Raw genomic sequence first — 7,420 nt, 5'->3', positions numbered from 1 at the left:
GCTCACAACTTCCCCTTAGATTTGGCCGCTGGTGATGTTGCTCCTGTGGCAATGAGCGCTCCTGCTATCAACGGTTAATTCTGAAGTTTAGCTAAATTAAAAAGCGCTCTCCCAATGGGAGGGCGCTTTTTAGTGTTAACGATAATAGCGCTTAATTCTGGCAGCGCATTCTCAGTTGAGTATGCGGTAGTTTAAAAACAACTGACTTCCAACCTGACGAGTTTCGACGAGTTGGAGATGAGGAGCAGCTTGGGGAAGAAAACCCTCTCCCTCCACTGGGCTAGGGGCGTGCTTTCCTCCATAAATGATGGGCCAAATTGTCAACCACCAATCGTTAATTCGCCCTGCCTTTAGTAAAGCAGCTGTTAAAGCGCCGCCTCCCAAAACAATGACTTTGTGAATACCCCGCTCTGCCATCAAGCTGTAGGCTCGATCCCAGTCTAAATCTGTCTCTCCCAAATCGATTAATTCAGCGAGCTTTTGCAAGCTTGTTGCATCAGAATTACGCTTTAAACCAGTCCGTGTTGTAAATATCCATCGCTCAATGTCCTGGCTTAAAAAAGGCAAGTCCAGCGATAGGTCTAGGGAACCTGAGACAACGCAGGTAATAGGCTGGGGAGACTGACCTCGAACCTTACGTGCTGCCAAAAGTTCGGGATTGCGAATTGTATAAGTTCTTCCCTCAGCCCGAATCGTCCCTGCTCCTACCAAGACTAAATCGGCAAGGGAGGCTTGATACTCTAGGTGTGCTTGATCAACTGGATCGGAATCACGAGGCGCTTTAGGATCTACGGCACTAATTTTTCCATCGGCCGTCATCGCAAGAACCACAGTTGTTTGGATAGCTGACATGATTACATTCTGACGGTTCTTTATAATTTTACCTTTTTGAATTCTTTGCCATGAATAGTTGTTATATTGTGCTTTAATTTACTTTCTAAGCGATGGTTCAAGGTGGTAAGAGAATTGTTGTTGGATAATTGTCTCTAGACAAGAGTCTATTTTTTTAGACCTAAGCAACTGTCATGCTCAGACACATATCTGCAATCGTATTTGTCTTAATTTTTATTTTGGGGTTTCCATCTCCAGTTCAAGCTGCTACTGTCCGTTCAACTTGGGTGGAGAATGAAATTTACCAATACGATCATCCCTTTGCTTCTCAATTGCCTCAAGAACTGGCAACAAAAATGCAAAAGATGAAGGCTAGCCCTTTTGCCTTTTATCGGGGAACAGATTACATTTTTTATCGTGATATGCAGACTTTCCGAAGTTCAGGATTTGTGAATTCTTCAACCTCAGCCATCTGGTTAGAGGGAGATATGCATTTGCAAAATTTTGGAGGGATGAGAGATAGCAATAACAACAACGTTTTTGACACCACCGATTTTGATGAAGGCTATCTTGGCCCCTACGTTTGGGACTTGCGACGGATGGCAGTCTCTATCTTGTTGGCAGCCAAAGAGAACGGTCTTAACTCAAGTGATGCTCAGGATATTATTCGGAATTTTTTGGATACTTATCTGAACAAGATGAGCGACTTTAAGGGAACCAATAATGAACTGTGATACCGTTTGGAATCTGGCAATACGAACTAATACCGCAGGGCGGAAGTCAAAAGCCAAAAGTCAAAAGACTTTAAGGGAACTCCAAAAAATAAATTACCCAATTTCTGGACTTCACTACGACTTTCCCTCCCCCAGCTAAGAGCCCCCTGCCTCTATAGCGATGGTATATTTTTTATTTGGAAGTCCCTAATTTTGAGGGGGTTGATAAACAAACCGCATTCGCAAAGCGTCTTGCAGAGAAGACGCAAAGAGGAGGAAACTTACTCCGTGGGCGGGTTTCCCGACTTCAGGAAAGTGTCCGTCGCAAAGGAAGAAAAATTAAGAATGAGTTTACCTATGATATTTAATGAGACAGACCACTAGAACACCGATTCAATATTTAGAGATTCTCTGCTATTCAAACCTCGAGGAGTCAATTTATAATGTTTCGTCTGCTAACAGCTTTCGCACAGCGACTCCTGCGGAGTATCGCTTTTGTAATATTGCTAACTTTGATTAATAGTTTAATACTTCCTACCGCAGCTTGGGCTGCCTCTTCTGCTTTGGGAGTCAATAATGGTCATCTTAGTTCATGTCCGGCTTCAGACAACTGTGTTGTGAGTCAAGATGGTGATCCCAAACATGCCATTGACCCAATTGCCTATCATATAGATCGCGATGCAGCACGAAAAACCTTACTAAAAACTCTCACCGTTGTTCCACGCACAGAAGTTATAGAACAGACAGATAATTACATCCACGCTCTTTCTAAAAGCCGTATCTTCAAATTTATTGATGATGTAGAGTTTTATTTCCCTCCCAATGAGTCGGTAATTCATGTGCGCTCGGCAGCTCGCGTGGGAGAGTCGGATCTTGGTGTTAATCGCAGGCGTTTGGAGCAAATTCGTCTGGCTCTACGCGATCTAAATATTTGATTTTGGCTTGAGCGGTAATATCAATAGCAAGACAAAAATGGTTCGCCCTCAGACAATTGTCCTGGTGATACATTGGGTCTTTTGCAAGTATGAAAGCTCAGGTGGCATTTTCTCGAAATTTTTAATAGTAGATACCCTGTTCACCTCCTTTCCTCTAAGAAAATTTGCCCCTGAGCGATCGCTAGGAAGCTTCTATTGTTGATTCAGCGTGAGTGCGATCGCTATTACTCATGCATTAAAACTGGCAAACTTAGTTAATCTCCTTTCTCAATAATTCTGGAATCTGAGAAGGACGTTCAGCTACTGGAACTTCCGCTTCTTTTAATGCAGCTAATTTACTTTGGGCTGTGCCAAAGTTAGGATCGCGTCCGATAACTGTTGCTAAAGTCCCAGTTTGACGCCAAGTTTTTCCTGGTGGTGCAAGTCTACCTGCAATGTAGGCAATTACTGGTTTATCAATTGCCTCGGTAATGTATCGGGCTGCTGCTTCTTCACTACCACCGCCAGGTTGACCGACTAAAACGATCGCCTCTGTAGTTTCATCCTCATCAAGAATTTGCAGCCATTGGAGAAAGGAGGAACCGACGATCGCATCACTACCAATACTGACACTAATCGACTGCCCCAAACCTGCTTTTGTTAATTCGTAGGCGATTTCGTAGGTAAGGGTGCTGCTACGACTAACGATCCCCACTCCCCCAGGAGTATAAAATTCGCTTGGTTGAGTACCTAAAAGAATTTTCCCCGGCACAATGATTCCCGGACTATTTGGCCCGACTACCAAAGTTTCACAGGCTTCGGCTTTGCGGAGTAATTGCACCATATCCAAAGGTGGCACGCCAGCAGTGATAATAATGATCTGGCGAATATGAGATGCGATCGCTTCTAATGCCGCATCTAGCACGTCGTAAGGATCTACACAGATAATTGTTGTGTCAATTACCCCAAATTGTTCTATTACTTCCTCTACTAAGTCAAAAACTGGCAATCCATGCAGTTCCTGTCCGCCACATCCAGGATTGACACCGGCTACTAAGTTCGTACCATAAGCTTTCATTTGAGCAACATGAGTGCCTGATATAAATTCACAAAAGCCTTGAATTAATACTTTACTGTCTGGCGTTAGGTTCATAAAAAATTACCGTAAGTTTGGCAACCCAGTGGTCTATGGCACTGAGCATAAAAACGACATATTTACAGTGTCGTATTAATTCAATTTTTTTGAATTTTGAATTTGAAGAATGTGACACTCATTACCTCTTATTAGCCGTTGGTTTAGCCAGACGAACTGCTGCCGCGACTGCCTCATCTAAATTTTCTACAACAAGGAGCGCATTGCTGGGGGTTTTTAGTGTTGCTAAATACTTTCTCGCAGCATCAAATTCCGAACTAGCAAGACGGACAACTAAGGGTGAAAAATTCTGCTCTCGCCAACTTTTACTACCATTAGAATGCACAACCTGTGAGTTAAGTTCGCTGTTGTCTTGCTGTACAACTCTAGCTATAACTTCAACCACTTCCTCTGTTTGAGGAATGCTACCTAGAAAGTTAATTAATATTACTTGAATGCTGTTATCAGCCTCTAGGATTTTTAGACCTATCTCTAGGCGATCGCGGAAAGTAGTTGGTGTAGTATCAGTGAGGAAAGCATGACGTAGATTCAAACAAAGACCAGGATTGCCACCAGCATTAGCGACTAAATCCAAAGTTGCCATCACTGAACCAGTACCATTACCCAAAATTCCGATTTTCCCGTGCATTTTCACACCATCCCAGTCGCCTGATATACCATCAATCTCAGTACTGGTATGACGACTAATGATTTTTGCCGCCATTTCGGTGAGGTCGGGATGACGCTTGATCGACCGTTCGTTGACCCTGACTTTACCATTAAGAGCCATAACTTGACCAGTAGCACTGACTGCCAAGGGATTGATTTCGACTAAATCCAGGTCTTTTTGCACAAATAACTGGTACATCTTCTGGACAACGCAGCTTACCGACTGCATCAGCGTCCCCTGCAAACCCATTTTCAAAGCCAGTCGTCGGGCATAAAATGGCGAGAATTCCTGTTCCACGACAACATGGTGCATTCTTTCCCCAGCTGATTCCCAATCAATGTCTGCTTCCTTGCAACCTAAAAGTACTGGTCGGCAAACAGCAGTATCTAAAACCACCGCCAGATAAAATTCCTGGTTGGCGTCGTATTGGGATTCTGCCAGCACAACTTCTGGCAACTCGCCCCATATTGGTAAACTAAAGATATTTTGGGCAGCTGCGATCGCATCAATTGTAGTCTCCGCAAATCTGACTCCACCTGCTTTTGCCCGTTCCGCTCCATGTACTTGAGATTTCAGTACAATTGGAAAGCGAATTTTTAAACGTTTCAAATCTGTGGGATGGTCAATTCGTTGGGAAGGCAATACAGGAATGCCTATCTTGCCAAACCACTCTTTAACTTGATACTCTAATAAATCCATTGATACACCTTGTATTTACACTTTCCCAGCCTTTGCTTAGTGCTGTCTTAATATTTTGCAGCACTTTTATTTTAGAATTAAGCTTTTGGCAGCTATAAAAATTTATTTTTCACCAATCAATTTTATCGATTTCAGCCAATGAGGCAGATTAATTTTGATAGCCAACCTGTTGGTGCTAGAGTCACAACATGTAATTTATCTCTTCAGTAAGTTTCCTAGCATAGAAGATAACTACCATTTCTGTCAAAACCCTCTGACTTAGCATCGTTTCCTTAACCTTTGGATAAATTTGTCACAACTGCTCTGCAATTAGTATTTTGCAGAACATTAGCTCCTGTGTATTTTATTGTCGCGAAATAATGCAGTTAAAATACTCAAAAATTCTATTATTCCCATTTTTTAATTGTAATTTACATCTGAAGACAGATAATTTAACTTTGCATCTAGCCCTATGAAAATGTAGCAACGCGAACAATAGTTGCTTTTTTTATTTTTGGTGAAAACTCCGAATCTGTGTTAGAACGTTGGTCGTTCAGATTTTTAGGCTGTGGTTGGTTAAACTGTGCATTTGCATTCAACAAACCTAAAAAGTTCATTTCATTCTCTTAAAGATAATCAAAACAATATAGAAATTAAGCGGGAAAGCTCTATGAAAGTAGCAGTCCAGCAGGAAGATTTACAGCTTTTAGCCAAAACTTTGCAGGAACAATTGCTTGCCGAAGTCTCAACGGCTGAAGTCTTCGAGGTTAAGTGTGCCGTCAATAAAGACGAGCTAATGATTTTAACGCAACACGAATCAGATGTAATAGTTGATGCTCAGATAATCTTTGCAGTAATTGAGGAAGTACTTCAGTCTCTAGCACCCCACAGAGAGCGGCGAGCGCAATGTTTCCTCAGAATTCTTGGCGAACAACTCCCTTATACGAAATGTTTCTTGCCTCTGAAGGAGATGGGGAGAGAGGGCGTTGGGAAAAAGGCACATGCGGATGCAAAGGAAGAATTCGTCGCGTCAGAACGTTTTCCCCTCTTTGCCTCTTCATCAGCCCTGACCTATTCTCCATCAATCGATAAGACTGAGGAGGAACTGTTTGACCCGTTTGCAGATGCGCCGAATTTGCCGACTTCAAAGCCAGCATCTCAAATCAAATCCATCTTACTGGGTACAGCTTTGGTGGGAGTTATAGTTTTAGGCGGCGGTGCTTACTTATTGACTCGCCCTTGTGTGATGTCTGAGTGTAAAGAAATACAAAATGCCGAGCAATTAAAAACAAAATCCCCGCAACTGTTGCGCCGCGCCAAGTCTGAAAAAGAATTAATAGCTGTACAACAACAACTTACGGCAGCTAGTATAGCTCTGAACACAATTCCTAGTTGGTCGCCTCGTTACCAGGTATCAGAAGAACTAAAAGCAAGTTTGTCTGGACGGTCAGAAAAAATCAGCCAGGTGGTCAAGGCTTTGCAGATGGGATCTTTGGTGACAAAAAAAGTTCAAACTCCTGCATCTAGCCTAGAGGAATTACAAGCTAGGCAACACCTATGGCGACAGGCTATAGCGCCACTAGAAACTATAAGTTCTACTAGTGAACTTTATGAACTGGTGCAAGGAAAATTACTTAATTATCGTGTCCGTTTGCACGCCGTAAATCAGCAGTTGCTTACGGAGGAAAAATGGCTCAAAAAACTAACGGCAGCAAAAGCTGTAGCTAATACAGCCGAGAATTGGGAAGCTACTGCTAAATCTTTGAATGACTGGCAAAAGGTGCAGTCTACTTGGCTGGTGGCTATTAATGCCTTGAATAGGATTCCCCTAACTAGCCCTGGATACCAAGAAGCCGAAAAGCTGTTGGTAGATTATAAACCTAAGTTAGTAGCGGCAAGCGATCGCGCTACTAAAGAACGATTAGCTGTTAAAGCCTACCAACAAGCCGTTAGTACTGCCAAGCAAGCCAAAGTATATGAGCAACAAAACCAATGGCAAGCAGCAGCGACATACTGGGATCAGGCTTTGCAAACTGCTAAAAAGATTTCCCAAGATAGCTTGTACTACACTCAGGCTCAGTCTCTCATCGAACCCTACTCAACAGCCCTCAAACAAGCACAAAAAAAACTACAAGTTATTAATAGTTTGCAACAAACCCGCACTGACTTGGATAAAACCTGTATTAATGGAATTCGGATTTGCACCTTTAGCATAGACAATGCAGGAATTATTGTCCGGCTAACTCCTGAGTATGACCAAATAAGGCAAAATAACTTGGCTAATCCTTATTCTAAGAACTCGGATACTGCTGTTGACGTTACCAATCACTTGCAAATCTTACGGGAAGCCTTAGCTGTAATTAGTGACAATGCTAGCCTGTCTCTTTTCCTCTATGATTCCCAAGGTCAGGTAATTTATACGCGGACTTTAGGCGGGTAGAAAAGTTAGGAGTTAATCTAGAAAGTTTCTGTATAAGTTTCA

The 7,420-nt window shown here is 42.5% G+C and carries 6 protein-coding genes and 1 pseudogene; 4 read left to right on the top strand and 3 right to left on the bottom strand.

Going from position 1 to position 7,420, the window contains the following annotated elements:
* Nucleotides 1-78, top strand: a pseudogene (locus tag ACFE90_RS13740) (photosystem II protein D1); the annotation flags it as partial.
* A 93-nt stretch (nucleotides 79-171) separates the two neighbouring features.
* On the opposite strand, the gene ACFE90_RS13735 reads toward ACFE90_RS13740, so the two are convergent.
* Nucleotides 172-852, bottom strand: coding sequence for a RibD family protein (locus ACFE90_RS13735; RefSeq protein WP_375501337.1), 681 nt, complete (start codon nucleotides 850-852; stop codon nucleotides 172-174).
* Nucleotides 853-1,025: 173 nt separating this feature from the next.
* On the opposite strand from ACFE90_RS13735, the gene ACFE90_RS13730 reads away from it, so the two are divergent.
* Both ACFE90_RS13730 and ACFE90_RS13725 read left to right on the top strand, forming a co-directional pair.
* Entirely contained in the window at nucleotides 1,026-1,565 is a 540-nt protein-coding gene (locus ACFE90_RS13730; RefSeq protein WP_375501335.1) for a DUF2252 family protein, read from the top strand.
* Nucleotides 1,566-1,987: 422 nt separating this feature from the next.
* Entirely contained in the window at nucleotides 1,988-2,479 is a 492-nt protein-coding gene (locus ACFE90_RS13725) for a DUF1499 domain-containing protein (protein WP_375501333.1), read from the top strand.
* A gap of 250 nt (nucleotides 2,480-2,729) precedes the next feature.
* Here ACFE90_RS13725 and ACFE90_RS13720 read toward each other — a convergent pair whose 3' ends face one another.
* Both ACFE90_RS13720 and ACFE90_RS13715 read right to left on the bottom strand, forming a co-directional pair.
* Nucleotides 2,730-3,611, bottom strand: a complete 882-nt coding sequence (locus tag ACFE90_RS13720; protein ID WP_375501331.1) for a CoA-binding protein — start codon at nucleotides 3,609-3,611, stop codon at nucleotides 2,730-2,732.
* Nucleotides 3,612-3,732: 121 nt separating this feature from the next.
* Nucleotides 3,733-4,959 carry an ATP-grasp domain-containing protein gene (locus ACFE90_RS13715; protein ID WP_375501329.1) on the bottom strand — a complete coding sequence of 409 codons (1,227 nt, stop codon included), beginning with the start codon at nucleotides 4,957-4,959 and terminating at the stop codon, nucleotides 3,733-3,735.
* 649 nt (nucleotides 4,960-5,608) lie between these two features.
* On the opposite strand from ACFE90_RS13715, the gene ACFE90_RS13710 reads away from it, so the two are divergent.
* Nucleotides 5,609-7,378, top strand: a complete 1,770-nt coding sequence (locus tag ACFE90_RS13710; RefSeq protein ID WP_375501327.1) for a hypothetical protein — start codon at nucleotides 5,609-5,611, stop codon at nucleotides 7,376-7,378.
* The last annotated feature ends 42 nt before the right edge of the window (nucleotides 7,379-7,420 follow it).

The sequence above is a fragment of the uncultured Nostoc sp. genome (assembly GCF_964245445.1).
In the GTDB taxonomy this organism is placed as follows: domain Bacteria; phylum Cyanobacteriota; class Cyanobacteriia; order Cyanobacteriales; family Nostocaceae; genus Nostoc.
This window is presented reverse-complemented; position numbering and strand designations above follow the sequence as displayed.

Excerpts from the sequence above, each read along its gene's own strand:
- ACFE90_RS13735 (WP_375501337.1), bottom strand. The coding sequence starts at position 852 with ATGTCAGCTATCCAAACAACTGTGGTTCTTGCGATGACGGCCGATGGA.
- ACFE90_RS13710 (WP_375501327.1), top strand. The coding sequence starts at position 5,609 with ATGAAAGTAGCAGTCCAGCAGGAAGATTTACAGCTTTTAGCCAAAACT.
- ACFE90_RS13720 (WP_375501331.1), bottom strand. The coding sequence starts at position 3,611 with ATGAACCTAACGCCAGACAGTAAAGTATTAATTCAAGGCTTTTGTGAA.
- ACFE90_RS13715 (WP_375501329.1), bottom strand. The coding sequence starts at position 4,959 with ATGGATTTATTAGAGTATCAAGTTAAAGAGTGGTTTGGCAAGATAGGC.
- ACFE90_RS13725 (WP_375501333.1), top strand. The coding sequence starts at position 1,988 with ATGTTTCGTCTGCTAACAGCTTTCGCACAGCGACTCCTGCGGAGTATC.
- ACFE90_RS13730 (WP_375501335.1), top strand. The coding sequence starts at position 1,026 with ATGCTCAGACACATATCTGCAATCGTATTTGTCTTAATTTTTATTTTG.